Source organism: Pseudooceanicola marinus (genome assembly GCF_020177265.1).
GTDB classification, from domain to species: domain Bacteria; phylum Pseudomonadota; class Alphaproteobacteria; order Rhodobacterales; family Rhodobacteraceae; genus Pseudooceanicola; species Pseudooceanicola marinus_A.
The window spans coordinates 17,302-40,762 of the sequence record NZ_JAIVMC010000002.1; the positions used below are offsets into that span (position 1 = coordinate 17,302).

14 protein-coding genes are annotated in these 23,461 nt (G+C 60.7%); 8 read left to right on the forward strand and 6 right to left on the reverse strand.

Annotation, left to right across the window (positions count from 1 at the left end; translation table 11 throughout):
* The first annotated feature begins 104 nt into the window (after positions 1-104).
* The 5 genes from hisS to LC066_RS04585 all read left to right on the forward strand — a co-directional run bounded on the left by hisS (position 105) and on the right by LC066_RS04585 (position 6,029).
* Entirely contained in the window at positions 105-1,616 is a 1,512-nt protein-coding gene (gene hisS / locus LC066_RS04565; RefSeq protein WP_224896772.1) for a histidine--tRNA ligase, read from the forward strand.
* A complete protein-coding gene (locus tag LC066_RS04570) occupies positions 1,616-2,737 on the forward strand; it encodes an ATP phosphoribosyltransferase regulatory subunit (RefSeq protein WP_224896774.1) in 1,122 nt (373 codons plus the stop codon). Before hisS ends, LC066_RS04570 begins: the two co-directional genes overlap by 1 nt.
* The gene (hisG, locus tag LC066_RS04575) at positions 2,734-3,429 is read left to right on the forward strand and encodes an ATP phosphoribosyltransferase (protein WP_085886353.1); all 696 of its coding nucleotides are present in this window, start codon (positions 2,734-2,736) and stop codon (positions 3,427-3,429) included. The genes LC066_RS04570 and hisG overlap by 4 nt, the downstream gene beginning before the upstream one ends.
* A gap of 328 nt (positions 3,430-3,757) precedes the next feature.
* A complete protein-coding gene (locus LC066_RS04580) occupies positions 3,758-4,645 on the forward strand; it encodes a porin (protein ID WP_224896776.1) in 888 nt (295 codons plus the stop codon).
* A 460-nt stretch (positions 4,646-5,105) separates the two neighbouring features.
* Complete coding sequence (locus LC066_RS04585; RefSeq protein WP_224896778.1) at positions 5,106-6,029, forward strand: hypothetical protein; 924 nt, start codon at positions 5,106-5,108, stop codon at positions 6,027-6,029.
* Positions 6,030-6,139: 110 nt separating this feature from the next.
* Here the strand turns inward: LC066_RS04585 and LC066_RS04590 are convergent, their stop codons facing one another.
* The gene (locus LC066_RS04590) at positions 6,140-6,562 is read right to left on the reverse strand and encodes a DUF1489 family protein (RefSeq protein WP_224896780.1); all 423 of its coding nucleotides are present in this window, start codon (positions 6,560-6,562) and stop codon (positions 6,140-6,142) included.
* A gap of 242 nt (positions 6,563-6,804) precedes the next feature.
* Here LC066_RS04590 and LC066_RS04595 point away from each other — a divergent pair, with 242 nt between their 5' ends.
* Positions 6,805-9,093: an adenosylcobalamin-dependent ribonucleoside-diphosphate reductase gene (locus LC066_RS04595; protein ID WP_224896782.1), complete on the forward strand. Its 2,289-nt coding sequence runs from the start codon at positions 6,805-6,807 to the stop codon at positions 9,091-9,093.
* A 344-nt stretch (positions 9,094-9,437) separates the two neighbouring features.
* Positions 9,438-9,974 (forward strand): hypothetical protein, encoded by a 537-nt coding sequence (locus LC066_RS04600; protein WP_224896784.1) that lies wholly within the window; start codon positions 9,438-9,440, stop codon positions 9,972-9,974.
* 131 nt (positions 9,975-10,105) lie between these two features.
* Here LC066_RS04600 and LC066_RS04605 read toward each other — a convergent pair whose 3' ends face one another.
* The 5 genes from LC066_RS04605 to LC066_RS04625 all read right to left on the reverse strand — a co-directional run bounded on the left by LC066_RS04605 (position 10,106) and on the right by LC066_RS04625 (position 22,726).
* A complete protein-coding gene (locus LC066_RS04605) occupies positions 10,106-12,046 on the reverse strand; it encodes a tetratricopeptide repeat protein (protein WP_224896786.1) in 1,941 nt (646 codons plus the stop codon).
* 127 nt (positions 12,047-12,173) lie between these two features.
* Positions 12,174-15,359: a hypothetical protein gene (locus LC066_RS04610; RefSeq protein WP_224896788.1), complete on the reverse strand. Its 3,186-nt coding sequence runs from the start codon at positions 15,357-15,359 to the stop codon at positions 12,174-12,176.
* 48 nt (positions 15,360-15,407) lie between these two features.
* Entirely contained in the window at positions 15,408-16,712 is a 1,305-nt protein-coding gene (locus LC066_RS04615) for an ATP-binding protein (RefSeq protein WP_224896789.1), read from the reverse strand.
* A gap of 87 nt (positions 16,713-16,799) precedes the next feature.
* Positions 16,800-21,794: a hypothetical protein gene (locus LC066_RS04620; protein ID WP_224896792.1), complete on the reverse strand. Its 4,995-nt coding sequence runs from the start codon at positions 21,792-21,794 to the stop codon at positions 16,800-16,802.
* Positions 21,795-22,171: 377 nt separating this feature from the next.
* Complete coding sequence (locus tag LC066_RS04625; protein ID WP_318246703.1) at positions 22,172-22,726, reverse strand: metallophosphoesterase; 555 nt, start codon at positions 22,724-22,726, stop codon at positions 22,172-22,174.
* A 369-nt stretch (positions 22,727-23,095) separates the two neighbouring features.
* Between LC066_RS04625 and LC066_RS21560 the strand changes: the two genes are divergently transcribed.
* Complete coding sequence (locus LC066_RS21560) at positions 23,096-23,284, forward strand: helix-turn-helix domain-containing protein (RefSeq protein ID WP_224896837.1); 189 nt, start codon at positions 23,096-23,098, stop codon at positions 23,282-23,284.
* The last annotated feature ends 177 nt before the right edge of the window (positions 23,285-23,461 follow it).

Below are 23,461 nucleotides of genomic sequence, written 5' to 3' on the forward strand. Positions count from 1 at the left end.
GTCAGGTTCTACGGGAAACTCGGCGGTCCGCGCGGGCCACCCCTGCTTGCCCCGTCCCCGCCCATGGGCTATGCCCCGCACGCGATAGACCGCGAGGGAAAACGATGGCCAAGGTGAAGAAGACCCCGCGTCCCAAGGCGGAGACCCCGAAGGGGTTCCGTGACTACTTCGGGACAGAGGTGACGGAACGGACGGAAATGCTGGCAAAGATTGCCGCCGTCTACCATCGTTACGGCTTCGAGGCGCTGGAAAGCTCGGCCGTGGAAACCGTCGAGGCCCTGGGCAAGTTCCTGCCCGACGTGGACCGCCCGAACGAGGGTGTCTTCGCCTGGCAGGAGTTCGACGAGAAGGATCAGGGCGACTGGCTGGCCCTGCGCTATGACCTGACGGCGCCGCTGGCGCGGGTCTATGCGCAGCACCGCAACGACCTGCCGACCCCCTACCGGCGCTTTGCCATGGGGCCCGTCTGGCGCAACGAAAAACCCGGGCCCGGCCGCTTCCGCCAGTTCTACCAGTGCGATGCGGACACCGTGGGCTCTGCCTCCGTCGCGGCGGATGCCGAGATCTGCGCCATGCTGGCCGACTGCCTGGAGGAGGTGGGGATCCCGCGCGGGGACTACATCATCCGGGTGAACAACCGGAAGGTGCTGAACGGCGTGCTGGAGGCCATGGGCGTCACCGATGAGGGCCAGGCCGCTGACGTTCTGCGCACCATCGACAAGTTCGACAAGGTCGGCGAGGAGGGCGTGCGCCAGCTGCTCGGCAAGGGTCGCCTGGATGCGTCGGGCGCCTATATCGACGGCGTGGGCCTTGATGACGCGCAGGCCGAGCCGGTGATCGCCTTCCTGACCTCCAAGGGTGCAACCGTGGCCGAGACGCTGGACAACCTGCGCGCCGCCGTGGGCGAAAGCGCCGTGGGCGCGGAAGGTGTCGATGAACTGGCCGAGATCGCTGGCCTGGTCGAGGCGCAGGGCTATGGCGCCGACCGTATCGTCATCGACCCCTCGGTCGTGCGTGGCCTCGGCTACTACACCGGCCCGGTCTTCGAGGCCGAGCTGACCTTCGAGATCCTGGACGAGAAGGGCCGCAAGCGGCAGTTCGGCTCCGTCTCGGGTGGTGGGCGCTACGACGGTCTGGTGAAACGCTTCACCGGCCAGGAAGTGCCGGCGACCGGCATCTCGATCGGCGTCGATCGCCTGCTGGCCGCTCTGCACGCCAAGGGTCGACTGGGCGGGACGCCGCAGGGGCCCGTCGTGGTCACCGTTATGGACAAGACCCGCATGGCCGACTACCAGGCCATCGTCGCGGAGCTGCGCCAGGCGGGCATCCGGGCCGAGGTCTACCTCGGCAACCCGAAGAACTTCGGCAACCAGCTGAAATATGCGGACAAGCGCAACTCTCCGGTCGCCGTTATCGAGGGCGAGGACGAGAAGGCGCGCGGCGTGGTGCAGATCAAGGACCTGATCCTGGGCGCCAAGATTGCCGAGAACGCGACCCTGGAAGAGTGGAAGGAACGCCCCAGCCAGTTCGAGGTGCCCCGCGCCGAGATGGTGGCGAAGATCGCCGAGATCCTGGCCCTCTACGCCGATGCCGGTGACGCCGAAGGGACCGCCTGATGGCCTATTGCCCCCCTGATCGCGCCCGGGTGAAGGCGCGTGCCGCAGACCTGCGCGCGGGGTTCGAGACCGCCGGCGCCGCCGTGGTCGAGGCGCCCGTGCTGCTCTCGGCCGAGGCGCTGCTGGATCTTTACGGCGAGGACCTGCGCGCGCGGGCCTACACGACCTCCGACGCGCTTCGCGGCGAACAGATGCTGCGCCCCGACTTCACCGTGCCCGTGGTGCAGATGCATATGGCCGGTGGCGCCGAACCCGCGCGCTACACCTATTCCGGCGAGGTTTTCCGCCGCCAGGAAGAGGACGAGGCGCGGGCCAACGAATACCTGCAGGTCGGTTTCGAGATATTCGATGGCTCCGACACCGAGGCCGCCGATGCGGAGGTTTTCGCCCGGATGCGCGACGCGGTGGAGCCACTGCGTGAGAAGGTCGGCCTGCGCGCCACCACCGGCGACATCGGCATCCTGCGGGCGGCGGTCGAAGGGCTGTCGACCTCGGGCGCGCGCAAGCGCGCGCTGCGCCGCCACCTGTGGCGTCCGGCCCGGTTCAAGCAGCTGCTGGACCGCTTCGCCGGTCGCACGCCGTTCCCGCCCAGCCGTCTGGCCCTGCTGGAAAAGTCCGATCCCTTCGCCGAGGCGGGCCCCGAGATCGGCCTGCGTGATCGGGCGGAGATCGAAAGCCGGCTGGAGGCCCTGCGCGCCGATGCGGCGGAAACGCCGATTCCCGCCGCAGAGATCGAGCTGATCGAGGGTATCCTGCAGGTGCGGGAGACGCTGCCCAATGCGCTGGAACACCTGCGCGACATTGCGGTCGACCTGCCGGCCATCTCGGATGCCGTCGATCGGCTGAAACGGCGCGCCGCCGCGCTCGACCGCCACGGGGTCAACGTGGAGGCACTGGAGTTCGAGGCCAGCTATGGCCGGACCCACATGGAATACTACGACGGTTTCGTCTTCGGCTTCGTCGTGGCGGGGCGCCCGGACCTGCCGGCCATCGCCTCGGGCGGACGCTATGACGCGCTGACCCGCGAGTTGGGCCGTGGCGCGGGCAAACCCGAGGGCATCCCGGCCGTGGGCGGCATTCTGCGCCCGGGCCTGATGGTCGAACTGGAGGACGCGGCATGAGCCTGAAGCTGGGTGTGCCGTCCAAGGGGCGGCTGATGGAAAAGACCTTCGACTGGTTCGGTAGCCGGGGCATCACCCTGGGCCGGGCCGGGGGCGATCGCGAATACGCTGGCAAGGTCGAGGGTATCGACGGGGTGGAACTGGTCCTGCTGTCGGCGGGGGAGATCCCGCGCGAGCTGAACGCGGGCCGCATCCACCTGGGCGTCACGGGCACCGACCTGGTGCGCGAGAAGCTGGGCCAGTGGGAGCAGCGGGTCGAGGAACTGGCCGAGCTGGGCTTCGGCCATGCGGATCTGATCATCGCCGTGCCGCAGCTCTGGGTTGACGTGGAAACGCTGGATGACCTCGATGAGGCGGCCGCCGTCTTCCGCCGTCGCCACGGATTCCGCCTGCGGATCGCGACAAAGTACCACCGCCTTATCCGCGATTTCATGAAGTCGCACGGCGTGGCGGATTACCAGCTGGTCGACAGCCAGGGCGCCACCGAGGGCACGGTGAAGAACGAAACCGCCGAGGCGGTGGCCGACATCACCTCCACCGGGGAGACCCTGCGCGCGAACCACCTGAAGATTCTCGGGGACGGCCTGGTCCTGAAGAGCCAGGCGACCCTTTTCCGCTCGCGCACCGCGCCGATGGCGGAAGAGGACCGGGCCGCGATGGCGCAGTTGATTCGACGTCTCGACCTGGACTGAGGGCCGTCTGGCGGCAGCGCGCAACCACATCAGACCATTTTCACGCGGGCGCCTTCGGGCGCCCGTTGTCTTTTTCGACCAGGGAAATCCCGCCGGCGGGGCGCATGTGCCTAGTTTTATGACGTAGGCGTGAAAATCGGTGAGGATCGCGTGTTTCGGTTTCCGTGTTGCCAATTTGCCACGAATTTTGCTGAACATCGCAGTTCAGTTTTTCGTTACTCGAACTCCTCGATGGCATGGCGCACAAGCGGCCCCGACGCAGGTTGTGTCGGTCAACCCTCCCTCGGTTCGGCCTTCCTGCGGCACTCTCATACTTAGGACTACGATCATGACCGCATTCAAGCATACCGTCGCCCTGGCCGCTCTGCTGGCTGGCGTGGCAGGCACTGCCTCCGCGCAGGTCGCCTACACCGGCGCAGTGAACCTCGGCTACGCCGACATCGATGGTGACACCGACGGCACCAACCTGACCACCGATTTCGACGCCAACATCGCGTTCAACTCCGGCTTTGAGCTGGACCTGGGCCTGTCGATGAACCGCGTTGACGCGGACGATGTGCCCTTCGACGTGCACATGGACCGCGCCAGCATCGCGCCGAAGTACAACTTCTCCAACGGTCTGACCGCTGGCCTGTACTTCGAGAAGGCAGAGCTGAACATCGGCGAAGACGTCGACATGTTCTCCTACGGCCTGAACGGCGAATACGCCTTCGCCGGTGTCACCTTCGGCGCCTTCTACGGCGAAACCGACATCGACGGCCTGGACGACGACACCACCGATTGGGGCCTGAATGCCACCTACGCCATGGGTGAAACCCTGGCCGTGGCCGGCGGCTTTGCCCGCACCGAGGTCGACTTCGCTGGCGAAGACCTGGACCTGGACGTGTGGAAGCTGGGCGCCGCCTACGACTTCGGCAACAACGTCACTGTTTTCGCTGGCGCCAACTGGGGCGACTTCGAAGGCATGGACGTCGACACCTGGGGCCTCGGCGCCAGCTACGACGCTTCCGAGTTCACCCCGATCCCCGTCATCGCGAGCATCGAATACGCCGAGACCGACGCGGACATGCTGGGTGATATCGACGTGTGGCGCTTCGGCGTGACCCTGCCGTTCGGCAACAAGGGCACCGCTTCCGCACCGCTCAACAGCGTTGCAGGCTCGGCCTTCAACCAGTCGGCGAACACCATCTCCGACGCGCTGGTCACCGCCTTCTGAGGTCGACCCGCGACAGCTTTTCGCGTCTTGGCGCGATGAGGAAATGGCCCGCGCAGTGCGCGGGCCATTTTGCGTTTCGGGCGGAGGACGCCGCAAACGGGCGGCCTGCTGACCCGAACGGGCATGGGGAGCAGGGCAGGGGCCTGCGATCCCGCTCGGGCTCGCCCTGCCCGGTGCTCAAGCCCCGTTTCATGCCCAGGCGAGCGAAGACCTGCCGATTTTACCCCGAGTTGACGTCGGCGGATTCCTGTTTGTCTTGAGGGCCTTGAGGCGGAAATTCGCCAGTGACCCCTGTTCAGGGGGTGTTTCGTGCCCTTTCTGCCACGACCCCGGATCCGGTTGCGCCAACAGGCGCGTTGCGGTCTGCGGTCCGCCCGCAAGAGGCGTAGCATATGTGAAAGAGGCGCCGCTGCTCCCCTCCCCGGCGCCAGGCAGGCAGATTTAGATAAGAGGTTTCGAGATGAACGTTCTCCTGAAAAGTGCCGCGATCGGCGCGCTGATGTCCGGCATGGCAACTGCAGCGGCCGCTCAGATCACCTTCGACGGCGCCATGACCCTGGGGTACGCTTGGGGCGACGCGAAGGGTGCCCTGAGCGGTGGCCCGGACATCGACGGATTCACCATGGACATGGGCGGCACGTTCTCCTTCGGTGGCCCCGTGGACCTGGGCGTGTCGCTCAGCCTGGCAATGCCCGACATCGAGGATGCCGGCACCGACGTCATCCTGAGCAACTTCAGTCTGACGCCCACCTACGATTTCGGCAGCGGCCTCTATGCCGGGGTCTACGTCGAGCATTCCCTGCTCGAGCTGGACTACGGCGATGCCTCCCTGACGTCCTATGGTGTCATCGGCGGTTATGCCGCAGGCCCCTATGACGTCTCCGGCTACATCGGCCAGAGCGAGACCGATCCCGATCTCGCCTCCGGTGCGGATGTGACCGACTGGGGTGTCAGCGGCACCTACCTGGCCTCCAGCGACCTGATGGTCGGTGGCGGTATCGCCCGCAGCCGGCTGGACGTGTCGGGCACCGAATACGATCTGGACATGCTCAAGGTCGGCGCCGCCTACGCCTACAACGAGTTCACCTTCTTCAGCGGTGCGGCCATCGGCAGCGCCGAGACGGTGGACGTCAACCTGATCGGCTTGGGCGTGGCGTATGACCTGACCTCGGCGATCAACTTCCCGCTCAGCGCCAGCCTGGAATACAACAGCAGCGAGCTTGACATGATGGGCACCGATGGTGGCTACGACGTCTGGAAGTTCGGCATCACGCTGCCCATGGGCAACAAGTCTGGGCCGGTCGTGCCGCAGAACAGCATCGCCGCAGGGGCGTTCGACCCGCGTGCGAACACCCTGGTCGACGCGATCGACACCGCCTTCTGACCCGGAGGGGCGCCCGTCCGGGCGCTGCCATGGCAAACGAAACGGCCCGCGCGATGCGCGGGCCGTTCTCGTTAGACGTCTGCTGGTGCGTGCAGGGCGCGGAGATGGGATCAGATCACGCCGATTTCCGCCAGGGCCGCGTCCAGTTCGGGCGGCAGGCTGTCGTCGCTCTCGCGGGCGGCGGACAGGTCACGGGGGGCATCCTCCCGCTTCAGGTAGCGCCAGCCCTGGAAGGGGCGCCGCTGGCTGGGCGCCACGCGGTAGATCGTCGGGTCCAGCACGATGGCGCAGCGGCGGATGCCGTCACCGCGGTCCACTTCCTCCAGCGCGACCACATTTTGCCGCGCCTGGATCTGTCCCTTGATCACCCAGTAGATGGACCCGCCGTCGAGGAGTTCCGCCTCGCGCTTGGGCCACATGCGGGTGACGTGGCGCGGGGCCTGGCCGGTCTGCTCGATCCGCACGGCCTGCCAGGCGGCCAGATCCTCGACCGAGTCGGTGCCGACGGAGAGCTTGATCAGATGGACGGGCATGGGCAACCTGTTTCAGTTTCTTTGACGGAGCAGGGCTCGCGAATTATGGTGGCGGCAACGCAACAGAATACAAGATGTGGTGTTCGTTCTGCCGCCATTCCTGATTGCAGCCGCGTTGCGTCACGACTAGGAAGGTAGCTCGCCCGACCGGGCGCGCAAGTCTCCGCTGCTGGAGGCTGGCCGCCAGCGGGTCGAATATGTAATCCTTTCGCTCGACCACTGCCACCCTGAAAGGGATCCCGATGAGCCGCTTTGCCGCCCCGATCGCCGAACAAGTCTGGGACATGAAATACCGGTTCAAGGAGGCTGACGGCAGCCCCGTGGACCGCAGCGTCGAAGACAGCTGGCGCCGCATCGCCCGTTCGCTGGCGACGGTGGAACAGGACGCGGATCACTGGGAAGAGGTCTTCTATGGCGCGCTGGAGGATTTCAAGTTCCTGCCCGCCGGCCGGATCACCGCCGGCGCCGGCACCGAGCGCAAGGTGACGCTGTTCAACTGCTTCGTCATGGGCACCGTGCCTGACAGCATGGCCGGCATCTTCGACATGCTGAAGGAAGCCGCGCTGACCATGCAGCAGGGCGGTGGCATCGGTTACGATTTCTCGACCATTCGGCCGCGCGGCGCGGATGTGAAGGGCGTGGCGGCGGATGCCTCCGGCCCGCTGTCGTTCATGGATGTCTGGGATGCCATGTGCCGCACCATCATGTCCGCCGGCTCGCGCCGCGGCGCGATGATGGCCACCATGCGCTGTGACCACCCCGACGTGGAGAAGTTCATCGAGGCGAAAAGCGACCCGGCCCGCCTGCGCATGTTCAACATGTCCGTGCTGGTCACCGATCCCTTCATGGAGGCGGTGAAGGCCGACGGCCCCTGGGAGCTGGTCTTCGACGGCAAGGTCTACCAGACCCTTCCGGCGCGCGAGCTGTGGAACAAGATCATGCAGGCGACCTATGATTACGCCGAGCCCGGCGTGATCTTCATCGACCGCATCAACCAGGCCAACAACCTGGCCTATTGCGAGACGATTGCCGCCACCAATCCCTGCGGCGAACAGCCCTTGCCGCCCTACGGTGCCTGCCTGCTGGGATCGATCAACCTGGCGCGACTGGTGGCCCAGCCCTTCCAGGAGGAGGCGAAGCTGGACCCCGCCGAACTAGATCGCCTGGTGCGGACCGCCGTGCGGATGATGGACAACACTGTCGATGCCTCGGGCTTCCCGTTGGAGGCCCAGGCGCGCGAGGCCGAGGCCAAGCGCCGCATCGGCCTGGGCGTCACCGGCCTGGCCGACGCCCTGCTGATGGTCGGTCAGCGCTACGGCAGCGACGAGGCCGCCGCCCAGACCGAGGAATGGCTGCGCCAGATCGCCCGCTCCGCCTACCTGGCCTCCGTCGACCTGGCGAAGGAAAAGGGCGCCTTCCCGCTTTTCGACCGCGACAAGTACCTGGCGTCGGGCACCATGCAGGCCATGGACGAGGACGTGCGCGCCGCCGTGGCAGAGCATGGCATCCGCAACGCCCTGCTGACCTCCATCGCGCCCACGGGCACGATCAGCCTCTACGCGGGCAACGTCAGCTCCGGCATCGAGCCGGTCTTCGCCTATGAATACACCCGCAAGGTCCTGCAAAAGGACGGCTCGCGCACCGAGGAGAAGGTCGTCGATTACGCCGTGCAGATGTGGAAGGACGTGAAGGGCGACGCACCGCTGCCGGACTACTTCGTCAACGCCCAGACCCTGGCCCCGGCCGATCACGTGAAGATGCAGGCAGCGGCGCAGAAATGGGTCGACTCCTCCATTTCCAAGACCATCAACTGCCCCGAGGACATCGATTTCGAGGCGTTCAAGGATGTCTACATGCAGGCCTATGAAACGGGCTGCAAGGGCTGCACCACCTACCGTCCGAACGACGTCACCGGTTCCGTCCTGTCGGTCGAGGACAAGAAGGAAGAGGCCAAGCCGGAGATGCCCGAGGAGGGCGGCGAGGTCGTCTACATGGCCGAACCTCTGGACCGCCCGCAGACGCTCGAAGGCAATACCTACAAGCTGAAATGGCCCGACAGCGAACATGCCATCTACATCACCATCAACGACGTGGTGATCGGCGGCCACCGTCGTCCCTTCGAGGTCTTCATCAACTCCAAGAACATGGAGCATTACGCCTGGACCGTGGCGCTGACGCGGATGATCTCGGCGGTGTTCCGGCGCGGCGGCGACGTCTCCTTCGTGGTGGAGGAACTGAAGGCGGTCTTCGATCCGCGCGGCGGTGCCTGGATCAAGGGTAAGTACATCCCCTCGATCCTGGCGGCCATCGGCGGCGTGATCGAAACGCACCTGATCGCCACCGGCTTCATGGAAAGCGAGGGCCTGGGCCTGAAGACTGACCCGGCGGCCAACGTGGTGGGCCTGGACACCGGCGCAGGCGGCACCAGCCAGAACCGCGGCAAGGCCTGCCCGAGCTGCGGCCAATACACCCTGGCGATGATCGAGGGCTGCATGACCTGCACCTCCTGCGGGCACAGCAAGTGCGGCTGAGGCGCGCGCGGGGGCATGCCCCGTGTGGCGTGCCACGCGACATGACCTAACCGTCTCACAAGGTCATTTTGGCTGAGATGATCAAGAAACGGCCTCGGAGAGTACCCGAGGCCGTTTGCATGTCTGGCTGTGGCGACGGCTAGCGGTGTCTTGCGAGGGCGGCATGCCGAGGAGGACAGCCGAACTTCATTGCGCGTGGTGTGATCGTATGAGGGAAGGCAGGCGCAGTAAGTTGATGCGATTCCGGGTACATTCGTTCTAAATTCGCCAAGAAATTTCGGCCCATACCAGACGCTCATATCGGCCTCATTGCCGCAGGTCAGCTTGCCGGAAGCGGACATTGAATGCTACCTGTAGTGAAGCAAATAATGATGGTTAACGTCCAGCAGGAGGCGACGGTTTTGGCGGGTGTTGAGGTGAACTATTCAAAGACCAGTGAACACCCGGCACGAGCCGACCGGCTCTTCAAGGTCATGATGCGCCTTGAATTTGGCCTCAAAGAGATCGGCTATTGTCAAACCGCAAGAAACCAGAACGCTGAGATTGATTGGGACAGATTTGCCAATGAACGTCTTGGCGCACCGTTTTTTGATGCGATGAAGGCGGCAGGCAACGTGAACGTTCTACTCCAGACGCCGCCAAAGCGGCAAATCGTCGACGGGCAAGGCTACCTGAATTGGGAGCAGGTAGGCGCAGTTTCAAACATCCAGGAGTTAATGGGCTCTCTTCGACGCGTCAGAAACAACCTCTTCCACGGAGGCAAGAGCGGTGACCCGGATAAAGATCGAAACGACGAATTGGTCTGCAACGCGCTCTCTTTAATAGATGCCATTTTACAGCATGACCATGATCTACGAACGATGTTCGAAGGAAACTATTGAGCTGCGTCGGAGGCCGGCCCAATCCGGCATTCATGTTACATTCCAATGCCGCAATACAGCTTCTCCAAAGCGGACATTGTCAGGCCGCAGCGAACTGCGTTGTTCGCGCATGCGCTATTACCCGTTAGGCTTCAACAAGTTAACTCTAATATTGCGAGAACTTCTTCCACAAGTTCATGATTAGGGAATTTCTCGACGGCTCTTAGCCACACGTCCTCGGCTGCGACTATTTCCCCTTCGTTCCAAAGAACACCACCGAGGTTGAACATGGCTATGTCATACTCGGGGTCGAGTTCTATTGCCTTTTCATAGGCTGCGATCGCCTCGGAAGTACGTCCAGTGTTGCTGTTTGCCAAACCTAACTGGAACCAGCTCATTGCGTCGGGTTGAAGATGCTCCGCCTGCTCCAGGAGGATCGGGCGGCTTTCTTCAAAACGGCCGAGAAAATTGAGCGCTGTGCCTAAGCAATAACCATAGTGACCTCCAGCCATCTCGTACGCTTTGCGGAAACACAGCTCGGCTCCCTCCCAATTTCCTTCGTCTTGTGCCCAGTGACCGAGGCGATCCCATGGCAGTGCGGCATCTTCGGCATCGACAATCGCGATATGCTTATCGAATACTGATCGGAACTCAGAATACTCCCCAATATCGTGACCTTTAGCGCGTAGGTAGAAGCTGGTGAGCAGTCGCTCGGCTCGCGCACGCCCCAATTGTGGATGCGTCTCTATGCAGCGATCCCAAAATGCCAACGCAGGCAGCGCACTCTCGACAGAGGTACGCCCGAAAGCTGCAACCTGCCTAGCGCACCATGGCCATATCCAGGGCTCAGAATCTGCATTGCTCAGCAAGCCATTGATTTCGCGGAAAGCTGCACGGGTATCGTCAAGACTAAAAAGGACGTTTATTCGCCAGCCCGAAATCGCCGATGTTCGACCCAGTTTCCGATCAGTAAAGACAACGCGGTCGAAGTAACTCAGCGCCTCCTCGTATCTGCCATTACGATGGTGATAATGGGCAAGTGCGTTATGTGCCTCCGGCAGGTTCGGGTTCAATCGCAATGCTTCGAGATAGTGTTCGGCGGCGATATCCTCGTCGCCGAGCCGCTCAAAGCTAGTGCCGAGGTTCTTGTAACACTGCGCGGCCATCTCCGATGAGCTACTGAAATCGGAATCTTCAAGCGCAGCAATGTATGATGCCTTGGCTTCTTGCTCCTGGTCGAGCGCCGAAAGCGCGTTACCGATAGTGTAATACAGGCTTCCGACTTGAAAGCGTCCTGTATCGAGCCTCGATCGGAAATGCGTTAAGGCTGCCTCGATCCGCTCCACGTCAGGGGATTGATACCCCATTCCCAAGTTTATCTCGGCCATGTAACAAAATCCCATCGCATCGTGATCCGCGCCGAGCACCGAGAGAAACTGCTCGAAAGCAGCGCTGAGAACACGATCCGCGCCGCTCTCATATAACCGTTTGGCTAGTTGCCGCGCGAGGTCTGGGTCCTCTGGCACGTGGAGCTCCGGCTTCGCTTCTCGCACCACGACAGGCATTGCTTCAATTGTCGCTGTCGTTTGTGCGATCCTGCGATCTCGTGCAATCCGCGACCCAGAAAGCGCAAGACTTGCTAATCGGCTCAAACGGTCAACCGTGAGCTCATCGGTGAATAATATCGTTAGGCTCTGTTGATCGGTCCAGTCCTTTCCGCTGTGCTCGTATCGGCGCAGAACCGCATCAACGAAGCTGACGCGAAGCGATTTCGACGGTGAATGATATCCGACATAAAAGCTGTAGGGCTGCGCAACCAGATAATTCAGATTGGCTCGATCAACCGGGATGCTAAACGAGCCATCTGCATTGAGAGCGCGTTCTGTTCCCTTCAGTTGGACATGCACCCGCACATTGGTCGCCTGCCCATTCAAGACCACCTCTATTTGGCAGTCGGTGCCATAGTCCTTCCGGTCAGAACCTTGGAACACAAAGTCTTCGCTATGCGAGATCAGAGCCTGGAAAGCAGCTTCAGCCTCTTCTTCCAAAGCATGGTTGCGATCGCGTTTGGGTAAATCGTCGAACGAGCTCATCTCATCTCTTCAAAGGTACTTTCTGCTTCACAGCTACTAACTCAGAATCCTAATTGCATAGTGTCGGATAGATTAGGACAAGAACAAAGAACGCGAGAAGTGAGTAAGGCACTCACCCGGCACTATATCATCGATGAGAGAGGTACTCGGTGAGCTGCTCGTTGCTCGGGTCCTTATGCTCAAATCGGAGCTGGCCGGTAATCTCTTCACCACCGAAGCGGAAGATGCCCCAGTAGTCGAGCTGGCCACCCCAACCGCTTCTGTGCGGACGGCCGCCATGCGCGCTCTTCTCGCCGCGGAACATCCAGATCAACTCCAGCCCATCTCGTTCTAGAAGTGCGGCCAGAGCGGCACGGTCGACGAGTGCTGCACTATGGCCGACGGATTCGGCGGACGGATCCTTAAATTGGATGACGCCCTTTGCATCGCAAAAGGCGAGCGAGCGCCCCTCCGCAAGCCCAAGTTCAAGACCTCGGACGAGCCGGGGGCCAGGAAGAGAGAGGTTGAACGAGTCCTCAATTGAATAATTGTGACCAGATCGCTCGACATAGCGGTTGGCGATCGTCCCGAAGACCTCGATCTTCGGCGTGCCCAATTCCCAATCACCAAGCAACTGATCATAGGACGGGTGCCATGGATACTCGCCGAGATAAGCGCGCCACGGCAATTCTATCTCGGGTGGGTGGTCGCGCTCGCGCTCCGAGCTGGTCAGTAGCCTGACGAGGCGATCCGCATCCCCCCGCGCTACAAGAAGGGAATGCACCTTGTGCCAAGTCATTCGCAGAAAAACAGATTCGCCGTTATCGACCACCGACTGATTGCGAGTCGCACCCAAATCAAGCACCAGCCAGCGACGACCATCGGGATCGGTCACGTCCAACTGCTTGAGAACATCGGGTACATCGCGGCTCTCGTCGCGCATCCAAGCAATCCTCGCTTGAGGTGGATCCTCGCGCCACCGCGGCGCGTGCGGTGACCACCAGGTCGCTGGTTGTCTGCTACTATCCCGCTCGTTTGTGCGCGTGATCAAGATCGTGGGATCCATCTCTCGAGTGTTGACCTGCCAAGGACCGCGATAGGGCTGAGGCTGATCGCGAAAACCGCCGTCGACCGCGACTAGATCGGAGAGCCGGCCCGTCAGCTCATGATAGGCAATCCATTGATATTTCTTTCCAATCCGTTCGATGCTGTGCTCCATACGGGCGCGGCTCGGCATATGGCGTTCAAATTGGGCAAACCGTTCGGGCGTCCATCCGAGGTCGTGCGCGCGCCAAGCCACCCACCGCCGCGCGGTCTGGCTGTTGAATTCCGGATGCCGTAGCGATGCCTCAGCATCCCACATCCCCTCTTCGACCCAACCCTCAGCATAGATCTGATAATCCTCGTATTCCGCGTCGCTGAGCAGTAACCGGAAATCAGCCGCTGCTGCATCGCGTTCGGCTTGGACCTCCTTTCGAGTTGGCCCTCCATTTCCGTCGTCCGGAACATCCTCGGTATCTTCGAACCATCGGTTGAAATCGTAAGGCATGGCGCTCAATCGTCCGGAAATATCGGTCAAACGCTCCAGTGCTGCCTCGCGGTCACGCCGCCCAGCAATAGCCCGGACATACCACTCGTTGTACCGAGCCTCGTTCGAACGCCCGACCTCTTCGCGCGGCAGTTTTAGGAAGCAATGCGCGAGCGGATCGATCTCATAGCGCGCAAAGTCCCCGTCCTCGAATGCAGAACTCATAATGTCATCGCGCAGGAGTGAACCTGAATAATCCTGAACGAAGCCGGCCAATACCTCGTCGCTGACCGCTTCCAACGGTGGCCCTGCCGGATATGGTGGCCTTGCTCGATCGAGCGATACGCTAGTCGGTAAGACACCACGGTACGCTGCCAATTCGATGATACCCCGCGCATGGTCGCGGATCAGAGCATGAGCCGGAATAGGATCATTCGTGAACACTGCCAAATAGACAGCTTCGGCCAATGCTCCGAGTCCTTCGTTGCTGCCGTTACGGGTTGCCCCGCCATAGACGGCTGCCAAGACACGATCGACAACGTAGGCATCGCTGAGACCAGCAAATCGGTCGATGAGATAGGCGCCTAGCTCGCGCCGATTCACCAGCAACGCAGCCAGCGCTTTTGTTGCCATGTCGCGGACGATCCGGTGACTAAGGCTGGTGAGCCAAGCGAGCATGATCGCGGCCAGCCTAGCGCGCTCGCGTTCGATAGGATTGAGGCCATTGGCTAGCACCCATTGGATCAGCGTATCGATCGCATTGCCATCGTTGGCGGCGAGATAGGTCACACGCACAGACCACTGTTCGTCGCGCTCCGGCATCGACATCGGACGCAACCAATTATCGAGATAGTCCGCGTTGAAGGCGTTGCCGGGTTCGGTCGCAATCGCGATCAGCGTATCGAGCCAAGGGTCGCCGTCCAGATAGTCGGCGTGTTTATCGAGCAATTCCAGCGTGCGTTCACGGAAAGCGTCTTGGCGTCGCCACAGCAGGCTGGTCCGGAAACCCGGCAGTAGGTCGTAGAGCGCGATATCGTCCTCGATGAGATCGAGAAGCTCGAGACCGAAGCGTTCGGGCAACTGCACGGCGAAGGCTTCGGCAATGCCGGCAAAGCGATACGCGCTAGATCCGACCACGTACTCGCGAAGCGACCCACCCGGTGAAAAGGCGGGCGCCGGATCGCTACCGGTTATTGCTGCGTCTAGTAGCTTTTGGGCGATGCGATGGTCGCTCAAGCGCTCGAAAGTGAAGCGGACCAGCTCCACTGTCGTCGAGCCGTCGATGACCGGCTCCACGGTCAGGACTCCCTCATTCTCCAGCTGGAAGAAGAGGCTCTGCTCGGTCTGGTTTTGTGAAGGGTGCAGCTCTTCTAGCAATGCATGGACCTGAGCCATTGGGAGATAGCCGCTGCGCGCCTCCACCATCGCCTGGGTGATCCTTTCAAGCGCCGTCTCGACGATGCGGAGACGCGGGTACAGCCCCATCCGCGCCGTGATCGCATCCGCGACAGCTCCGAAATAGAAATCAAACACACCCGATACACCGGCAAGCCCTCGTGGCAGTTCCTGCTCGCCGCGGCGCTCAAGTGCATCGCAGCAGGTGCGCAGAAACAGGGGGTTTTCGAACTCGGGGGAGAAATTGGGCGCTGCCATGCGCACGATGCCGCGGGCATCGAGATAACGCTGTGCGGCCTGCGCGGCCCGACCAACGAAGCCGGGATGAGCGATACGAGGCAGCGCCGTCTCGTCGATCTCGCGGACGATGTAAGGCAGGAAGGTAGTGCGGCAGGAGAGGATTACCGCCACATGCGAGAAGCGGTCCGCCGTGGCGAGAAACGCTGCAAGACGATTGGCTCATAACGCAACTCCACCGCGTTCATTGATTGCATCGATCATGACGAGCGCGCGCGTGCCTGCTGCTTCGCCAGCGGCGTCCAGCGTGCCGAGAAGCTCATCAGGCGTCGTATTAGTCAGGCCGAGCTGATCGGCGACTTGCCGCCAGGGCTCGCCATCGACGAAGCTGCCGCCCAAGACCAAGACCGCAGGGAAACCTTGGCCGATGTGATGGTTCGCCACATCGGCGAGCAGATGAGACTTGCCAATCCCGGCTTCGCCCGTGACAAGCAGTCGATGCTCATTCGCTAGCCGACTGATTGGCCGCTTGATTTCGTCGGTTACTTTCCCGATCGCCTCGTAAAGCTGATCGACATAGAACTGGGCGTGGCGCGCCTCTTCGCGATCCCCGCCTTGCTGCGCGCGCAGATCCCAGACTGCTGCGGAGCAGGTTCTTAAGGTCTCGCTCGCAACATCTAGAGCTTCTATCCAAGCATCGAAGGGTACTGGGTCGGCCGGACCAATCGATGCTGTTCGGATCAATCCGATGATAGTCTGAAGTTCTGCATCAAGGCCCGCGGCGGGCGCAGCTGCCGACCCTCCAGAAAGCAATCTCGCGATACTGTCGGCCGCGCGATGCCGGGCCTCATCGATATCGTCGGCGCGCCGAGTCAAGCCCTCAACAAAGCTAGGGTCGCGAGCGATCGCGAGTAACCCTCGGCGGATTGGGAGTTCTATGTTGAGTTCGGGCGTATAGCGCGTGCCGAGCGCATGGCGAGTAATTGCAAAACGCGTTTGAAACCAGTCCGGCGTGAAATGCAGAAGGTCGAACCAGTAGTGCCGCCGTCCAGCGTATCTTGGCTCGTTCCGGGAAAGTCGTTCGATGAGCTGCGTTTCGTCCCACAGCTCAATTGCCACCTTACGTGGCGCGACCGCTTTGGTGCGGGCTTGCACCCAGCGATTCCAGCGATCCTTTTCGGAGATTCGATTCCCAACCCGTCCGTCTGAGAGATTGAATGGCAGACTGACGATGAAACGCGAAAGCTGAGGATGACGCGCAATCGCTTGCTTGAAGGATTTCGTCAGCTGCGTAGCTTCGTTGCTCCCAAACTCGAAGAAATACTTGGCCTGCCAACCAGTCTCTCTTCCATCAGCTTCCACTCGATAGCATTCGAGCCCGGCATCGGCGCCTGCACCCTTGCGGTGAAATCGAACATTTTGAGCGGTTTCCAGGACTGCAAGCTGGCAGACCATTTCCTCAAAACCGCCATGCTGGCTTCCATGTTGCGGGCGAATGCTACGGAAATTGATCGTGGGAGAAGACATACTCACTCTGCACTTAAATTTCGGGTCGGGCGACTTCGGTGGGCGCAAATGTAGATCAAAAATCCTGCGTCTGGATGCCGACCCTTTCTAGCCATTCACTCGCCCCAAGAACTCCGCGTCAACGGTCACACCGGCCGTCATCAGAGCATCACAGACTTTGTTCCAAGCAGAGACGTTGGATAGCTGTTCCGCGCTCTGGCCGACCGAAAGGACACGCCGCCCGATGCCGAGCTCGTTCCAAAACCGATTATTGGCTGCCTTGGCCCATCGGTCGGCAGCTGCCGCGAGCGGCGCCTCAGCAGTCGATGGCTCCAGGCATTCGAGAATATGTAAATAAAAGTATGCAATAGTCGGGCACGATGGCGCTTCTCTAGTGATCTCCAGCAGCAGCGGAATGAAGGGCGTCAATTCGGGGTCGCCTAAACCCTTTGTGTAAGCTTGGCACTCACCGAACCCATAGCTCACCCGCATGTAGTAGGCGCTGATGAGTTCCTTCAAATGGATTTCCATACCGTCGCTCGTCGACCACAAATGACCGCGCCAATGCTGTGTCTGCTTAAGTCGTGGCCAAAGAGCCTCGCGCACAGACAGCAGATAGGCTCGATCTTCTGTATCGCCCTCGATTAAATGAAGGTCGCTCTGCACAATGAACGTAGCGGCAGCATCGATGAACGCTTCATCAGAAAAGGCTTTTAGGACATCGAATACCAATGCCTGGCGCGTATCCTCTTGCCAGTGTTGGGCATGCACAGCAGCGAAATGCATCAAACCTCGCGTCCAAACGCGTTCGATATCACCATCGTCTTCGCAGTCCTCGCCTGACGCGTTTGTCGCTAAGAGCCAGTCCCGATTGGCGCGCATGAGCGTTTGCGATATCGCCCCGGCACTTGTGCCGAGACGTTCAAGCGTTCGAAGCCACGCCGTTCCGGTTTTTTCGTCGAAATAGTAGTCTGGCCATTGCGGCTCGGGCGCAGCGCGCTTCTTCGAACCGTTCTTCCTACCAATCGTCAAAGTCCGTCTTGCACGCTTCGAACGCCGCCGAGGCGGCGTCGGCCACTCAGGCTCTGCGCCGTTCTCTCGCCATAGACTTTCTGCCTCAATCGCGGAGGACAAACGCAGTTTCAAGTCTGCGCATCGCTTGTCATAGGAGGCTTCGTCCTCATCGTAATTCGCACGGCGAGGAATCCAGCAGCCGAGAATTGCTAGACGACAGATCGAGATCAAGGCCTTCTCATCGATCCTGCCTGCTGCGGTTCGATGCCGCAGAAAGACTGGCGCGGCATTCATCGGGAATTCCACCACAGACCTCAAAAGCCGGTTTGTATCCGCCTCATCACCGCTAGCGGCGGCTAGATAGAGGAGGCCAGCGATCGCCAGTGATCTCTCGTCGTACATTACATCGTCGCGCGGCCACGTCCTTTCCTGGCCCTTGGACTGCAGTGCTTCGTCAAATATCGATGTGAGCTTAGACCGATATCGCGCTAGTTCTTCAGGTGTGCCAAAGCGTGCTACAAATGCTGCAGCCGCGATGCGCGCCAGCCAAGGATCGTTTGGGTCGTGCGACGTATCTTCGTTTTCGGCAGGCGTGGCGTTGGCAGTCTCATCCAAGATCGCTTCCGCATCGGCAACACTTGCACTGACGGGCTTTGTGTCGTCGTCCATTGCCATGCGGACTGCCAGCGACCGAGTGAAAGCTGAATGTTCCGCGCTCGCAGTGGCGGCACCTTCCTCCAGCCATCGTTTTTGTCCTGGCGGCCAATCGTAAGCCCATCCTTCGCGTTGCTCGCCCGACGCGTCTTTTTCCTTGACCTGCTTGTAGTTGCTCCGGGATGAGAGACGGAGAGCGTGGGACGCCATGAATTCAGGCGAGCCCCATTCGACCGCGTCTTGGGTCCACGGCCCAAGTCGTCTCACAGCGACATCGAGCCGCTGCTGCAGCACAGCAAGCTCTTGCTCAGAACCTCTGAAGACGAGCTGAGGTATGACGTCGTGCAGCGCAAGGCTTCTTGACACACGGTTCGCCAGATCTTCTTCGACAGATCGGTCGGATGCCGGGGCCGGCCGCCAGGCGCTGCCGAGCAGCCCCCCTCCGATCGAGTCAACCCTGTCGATATTGGCCCGCTCTGAGTCCAATGCCAGCGTTTCCGGTGATGCGAGAAGATCTCGTAGGATGCTTCCATTCAGCGAAGAATGAGACAAAACGAGATCGACAACAACAAGCCATAGCGCGCCGAGTATCGGTCCCTCACCAACTACATCTGCAATTACCGATTCAAGTGTATCGCCTTCGTCAAGCCTGCGATGGGACCAGTGCTCTAGAGCCTGAAGTGCCTTGGGCAGCATTGCCGATGGCGTACGTCCGCGCGACCAGCCATAGCTGAACGACGCCGCAATCCTGCGCGTCTCGCCCATGAATTCTACGGTAAAGTGCGGATCACCGTCTTCAGGCGCACACGCGCGCGCTGTCAGTACTCTGATGAAGGATGTGCCAGTGGCAGGTGCTGCCTGAAGAAGCTCCGTGAATACGCCCATGCCACATCGGCCAAGTACAAACGATCTGTCGGCGCGCGACATTGCGTAGGAGCGTCGACCCCTTGCTCTCATGTCGTAGTCGTTCTCATCTTCGTCGTCTTCGGTCGCCCGCAAAAACGCCGCGGCGAATTCCGCGGGCGCAGAGCTCGCCAACCGCCCCGGAAACTCGAGGATCTGGCTCATTGCTGCTTCCGGACGCTTCGAGTTTTTGATTGCGTTCAAATAGCGGGCCGCAACCTCTGGCGACAGCGGCGCCCAGAGCGCAAGTTGCAGTCGAGCTGTTTCGAGAGCATCGTTGGTGACCGCATACTTTATCTCCGGGAGTGTGTCTCGATACCGAGGTAGAGGGCGGTCTGTCTGCTCGATATCCGCGACCAGAATATCGGCCAAGCGACCCAGCAAGACTGGCGCCACTGTCTTTTCTCCAAACGCTGCAAGAATGAGCCAGTTCTGAAAAAGATCTACGACCGCTGACAAAGCAATTGGCTTCAAACGATCGAAGCGCTGCAAACACCATAGGATGAGTCGCATCCACTCCGGACCTTTTGGAAGCGTCATGCCCTCAGGCATTTGAATCCCGTCTGGCAGAGCCTCGCTCAAGAGGGGCGCTGCGGACTGAGTGTGCGATGCGATGAAGCGTCTGACGAGTTGCGCTGCTCGCTCCCCCTTATCCGCCAAGAGAAAACGGTCGTATCGATCGAGCAAGTAGTCGGCATGTTCCGATCGGATAAGCGCCAGCAATACGAGACCCGTCCATCCTGGGGCAACGCCTTCTCCCTCTAGTCGCGCGAGCAGTTCCGGCCACGCCTCGTCCGAGCTGCTTTCGGCAAGCATTCGGCACGCAAGTTCAAACCCGCGGGCCATCCAGAAAGGTGGCGGCGCGGCAAAGGGCAGACCGTCCATCACGTCGGGATCATCCGATAAGACGCAGGCGGCCGACCAATCTGTAAACAAATCGTGCCGGAAGCGAACCCGGTCCGAACGGATTTCGACCAGCACTCCTTCCGCAATCAAACCCGCAACGGCCTGCGCGTCCTGTCCCGCGACATCGACTAGACCGGCGCCCTCGATAAGGCCTTGGCCGACCGCGTAGAGCACGCGCTTGCGCGTGCGGGTCTCGCCGCTCGTACGCTCACTCGTCCCCCCGCCGGAGGCCAGCCAGTCGTTTGCGAGTTCCGCCTCACTGATTGCTTTGGTAGTATCGAGCCGGGTTCTGATGAGCAGCCGCAACTTCAACAGGTTTCGGGCAAGCGGTTTCGCCGGATGATCCGGTCTTAGCAGGCTTGCGAGCTGCGGAGATGCTGCCGCAAGCGCTTCTGCCTCATCGTCATCGAGCCCGTCCAACGTCAGTCGTCCGCGACTAGACAGCTGCCCGAACGTCTCTTCGCCGATCCACGTAGCGGCTTCTTCCTCCCATCCAGGTCGTGCAGTGAACAGCACCGTCAGTCCCTGACATCGCAATCCTGCACGTAAGAGGTCGAGGACAGTCTTTCGTTGCGCGCTGTCACGAAACCGATCAAGACCATCAATACAAAGGTAACCACCGCCATCGCAGGCAAGATCGCTCAGAAACTCGTTTGCCTTCGCCTGTATATCGAACTGTGAGCGCATTGCGGACCAGCCGCCAGGCGGGGTCCGGTCTGGGGCCAGCACCAATATGCGAGAGACCGCTCCACGACTCTCGACAACATTTCTGAGCAGACCGGATTTACCAACGCCGCTAGGCCCCGAAATCTCAACCACGCCGTCCAGCGTCTCCGCCGCCTGAAGTAGCGCCTCCAATTTCCGCCGAGGCTTTTCCCGCGCGAGCCGACATTCATTCACCGTAAGGCCGATGTCCTCAAGCGCATGGCGGCTGAGTTCCTCGATATGGCGGCGCGCCGCCGCTAGCGTTGGCGCTGCACCAATGCCGATACCGACAGCTCCTAACTTTTGGACCAGTTGACTCCGGTCCAGTTCGCCTCCTGTGGCATCAGCCCGAAGGACAAGTCCGAACAGCCCGTCATAGGGGTCGGGACCACCGTTGGCGGATGTCAACTGCCTTGCACGAAAGCGATCATGCTGCTCGGCTATCGAGTTCGGGCGGGCATAATCGAATGTCAGGACTGAGAATGATCGAAGGATCTCGTAGAGAGCATCGCCCCCGGTCTCGCCGCTCGTTTCGAGGTGAACTCTGAACGCAGCAACGAACGCACGCATGTCCTTATTGCTGCGCCCAGGCGTCTCAAGGAGCTTCAGGAACGAAGCGGCATCGATCGTCTGCTGCGCAAGTTCTAATGCTTCCTGCGCGCCATTGTCGATCGCACCCGTGGTGCGCTCGATGGCAACCGCAAAGCGACGGTTCGGCTCGATCTTTCGTGCTCTGACGATTGCGTCTACGATCGATGCGAAATTGGCGTCGCTCTCGGTGAATGCCATCGATCGTTTGACCTGAACCTCAAGACAGCGATCTTCGCCTTCTGAAGTCTTGCCATGGACAATTACGTCGTCGAGCGGATGTTCTTGGCCACCGCGTTGAAATTCAATTCGATCAACAACTGCGCCCGGCATTCCAAAAGGCTCCGTGTTGGCTAGCAATGCCAACGCATAGTGGGTGCCTACTTGCGCTTCAAATTTGGGACCTGCTGGTCCAGTGGATCGTGGACTCGAATCTGAAATTCCGCTGCCTCCAGACCATGTTTTGTTCTGATTTCGAGTTATACCCTAGTAGCAAGTTAAGCCGCAATAGACTGCACATCTCCAGGTCGTTCCCAACGACTGCCGTTGAATGTCTGCTTTTCCTGGTCTGTCGATACTCCAACGCATACGCAGCGAACTTCCGCTTCCCGCCCCTCGCGCCAAGCCTGGCAAACAGATGAGACAAGTTGTGCGAGCGACGGGTGCTGCCTGCCGCTGTACCATTGCGCCGCCTACCGGGCGCAGCGTTTTCAACTCAGTTCGTTCCCGTGCTCCACATCATGCCAGTGCTTGTTCACGGGCAATTTTGCGGCACGTCGCAAAATGTCGGAAGCCTGCACGGGGCGGAAATCCCACTGGTCGACGCCGACGTTCACGCTGTTGCGGGAGCCAGGCCACTGGTCATGAACATGGCCGAAGAGCTGCAAAGCGCCCCGTCGAGCACCGTTCCATGTGATCATCGGGTAGTGGCACAGAACGAGGCTCTGATCGCCGTCCTTGATCTCTGCCATGTACTCGGTGCTGGCCCAGGGTAGCGAAATTACCGCTTCATCATCGTGGTTGCCGATGATCAGGTGCTTGCGCCCAGGGAGGCTATGAAACCAGCTTTCGAACTGTGCCGTGTCCTCGGCGCGTCCGAACGCGAAATCCCCCAGAATCCAGAGGTCATCGTCATGACGGACGCAGGCCTGGAAGTTTGCGATCAACGCGGCGTTCATCTCGGCTGTCGAGGCAAACGGGCGCTTGCAAAAGTCGATGATGCGATGATGGCCGAAGTGCAGGTCGGCCGAATACCAGTTGGCCAAATGCATGCCCTCCGCTTTCGTCTGAATCCGTCCCGGACATTGGCATGTGACTGCACAAAAGCCGAGGACCTCTTTTGGTGTGGCGCGGGGTTTTCGATGCCGTTTGAAACCTTCGTTCCTCCGCCAATGTCCAATGTGAAATCGCCATCTGACATTCCGAGGGTAATGTAGGTTAAGTGTCAGAACTAATTGAGACTTCTCAGGTTAAAGTCCTCATATTCCCCTTGCAAGCTGCTCTGGGGCCTTCCTAGAATCGGTTCAGGTCGGGCAAGCGAACCCGGCTTGATCAGAAACGTTTGTTCCCACTGAAGGCTGCAAGATATGGACGCAGACAAAATGCGCCAGCAGATCGTGAAACTGCATCTCGGGATGTCCGGGACGACGATCACGGAGCTTGCTGAGAGTATCGGATACAGTCGACCTGCGGTGTCGAACGTGTTGGCCGGTAGGAAGAGATCGCCGCAGATCGAAGCGGCAATCGCCGAGCGCACTGGGTTTCGCGCAGACGATCTGTGGCCTGCTGCGAGTGTAAGGAAAAAGGGAGGTCAGAAAGGATGATCTAGAAAAGAGAAAAGCCCCGAGAGCGGACTCTCAAGGGCCTTCATGTCGTTTGGAACCCGACAATCTGAAGGTCTCTCGATTCCCCTCAAAAGTCAAGTCTGGCGGCCGGGTCACCTGACCCGATCAGTCGTGCTCGGCCGTCTTCCATCATTCGACAAGAGGATCGTGAGCGGT

Excerpts from the sequence above, each read along its gene's own strand:
- LC066_RS04595 (WP_224896782.1), top strand. The coding sequence starts at position 6,805 with ATGAGCCGCTTTGCCGCCCCGATCGCCGAACAAGTCTGGGACATGAAA.
- LC066_RS04585 (WP_224896778.1), top strand. The coding sequence starts at position 5,106 with ATGAACGTTCTCCTGAAAAGTGCCGCGATCGGCGCGCTGATGTCCGGC.
- LC066_RS04580 (WP_224896776.1), top strand. The coding sequence starts at position 3,758 with ATGACCGCATTCAAGCATACCGTCGCCCTGGCCGCTCTGCTGGCTGGC.
- LC066_RS04605 (WP_224896786.1), bottom strand. The coding sequence starts at position 12,046 with ATGAGCTCGTTCGACGATTTACCCAAACGCGATCGCAACCATGCTTTG.
- LC066_RS04590 (WP_224896780.1), bottom strand. The coding sequence starts at position 6,562 with ATGCCCGTCCATCTGATCAAGCTCTCCGTCGGCACCGACTCGGTCGAG.
- LC066_RS04570 (WP_224896774.1), top strand. The coding sequence starts at position 1,616 with ATGGCCTATTGCCCCCCTGATCGCGCCCGGGTGAAGGCGCGTGCCGCA.
- LC066_RS04620 (WP_224896792.1), bottom strand. The coding sequence starts at position 21,794 with ATGCCGGGCGCAGTTGTTGATCGAATTGAATTTCAACGCGGTGGCCAA.
- LC066_RS04615 (WP_224896789.1), bottom strand. The coding sequence starts at position 16,712 with ATGTCTTCTCCCACGATCAATTTCCGTAGCATTCGCCCGCAACATGGA.
- LC066_RS04600 (WP_224896784.1), top strand. The coding sequence starts at position 9,438 with ATGCTACCTGTAGTGAAGCAAATAATGATGGTTAACGTCCAGCAGGAG.
- hisS (WP_224896772.1), top strand. The coding sequence starts at position 105 with ATGGCCAAGGTGAAGAAGACCCCGCGTCCCAAGGCGGAGACCCCGAAG.
- hisG (WP_085886353.1), top strand. The coding sequence starts at position 2,734 with ATGAGCCTGAAGCTGGGTGTGCCGTCCAAGGGGCGGCTGATGGAAAAG.
- LC066_RS21560 (WP_224896837.1), top strand. The coding sequence starts at position 23,096 with ATGTCCGGGACGACGATCACGGAGCTTGCTGAGAGTATCGGATACAGT.